Below are 1045 nucleotides of genomic sequence, written 5' to 3' on the forward strand. Positions count from 1 at the left end.
AAATGTGTGTCCGGATTCGTCGATTTGTTTGGGTTGATCAGGGGTAATCCGGAAAGTATATGCTCCTGGAGCTTATATCCGCCCCGGGGCGGCGAAATACCGGGTGTGACAGCAGCGTGTGGTAGGAGCTGGTGTTGGCTTGATCAATGCCGAAGAACAGACCACGCTGCCACTGCGGCGGCGAGATGAAACGCAACGGTAAGACCTGCGCCAACCGCACCCGGTGGCGGTGCAAAATCTGCGGCGCTTCCACCACCAAGCAGCGCCCCGATATCACCAACTCAGCAGCCTTCGCAGCATTTATCACCCACCTCACAACCGGTGCGAGCTTGGAAACCGCTGCCGCCGAAGCAGGGTGTCATCCGCGTACCCTGCAACGCCGGTTTGAACACTTCTGGCTAGTTGATGTCCCCGATCCCACGATCGGCCACGAAGGCCGGGTCTACGACCAGGTCTTTCTTGACGGCACCTACACCGCCGGCGGATGCTTGATTGTTGCCGCCACCTTGGATCACGTCATCGCTTGGCACTGGTGCACACGTGAGACCACCCGCGACTACCAAAGGCTCCTCGAACGTATCCCCGCGCCCCTGATCGCTGTCATCGACGGCGGCCAAGGCGCTGCCAGCGCAATCAAGACATGCTGGCCTGCAACGAAAGTGCAGCGCTGTCTCGTTCACGCCCAACGCGTGGTGCGTCGGCACACCACCTCACGCCCCCGCACCGATGCAGGACGAGCGATTTACCAGCTCGCGCTCAACCTTACGAAGATCACCGATCTTGACGAGGCGGCCGCGTGGGGTGCACAACTGCACGAATACGGCACTATCTACCGCGACTGGATGAACCAGAAAACGTTCACAACCGACCCGGCGACACGGCAACGCACCTGGTCATGGACGCATGAACGCACCCGCAAGGCCTACAACAGCCTCAACCACCTATGGCGCAACCAGCTGTTATTTGTCTATCTCGACCCACCTGACGGTGTCCTCGATGTCAGCCGGATCAAATCCACCACCAACAGCCTGGAAGGCGGCATCAA

General features: G+C 59.8%; 1 protein-coding gene. It reads left to right on the top strand.

The annotated features are described in order from the left end of the window. Positions 1-146: 146 nt before the first annotated feature. Positions 147-1045 (top strand): IS256-like element ISCur2 family transposase (locus HMPREF3097_RS02420; protein ID WP_070760678.1); only part of this gene is annotated, 899 nt, incomplete at its 3' end.

Origin of the sequence: Corynebacterium sp. HMSC27B11 (genome assembly GCF_001815985.1) — a bacterium.
Lineage (GTDB): Bacteria > Actinomycetota > Actinomycetes > Mycobacteriales > Mycobacteriaceae > Corynebacterium.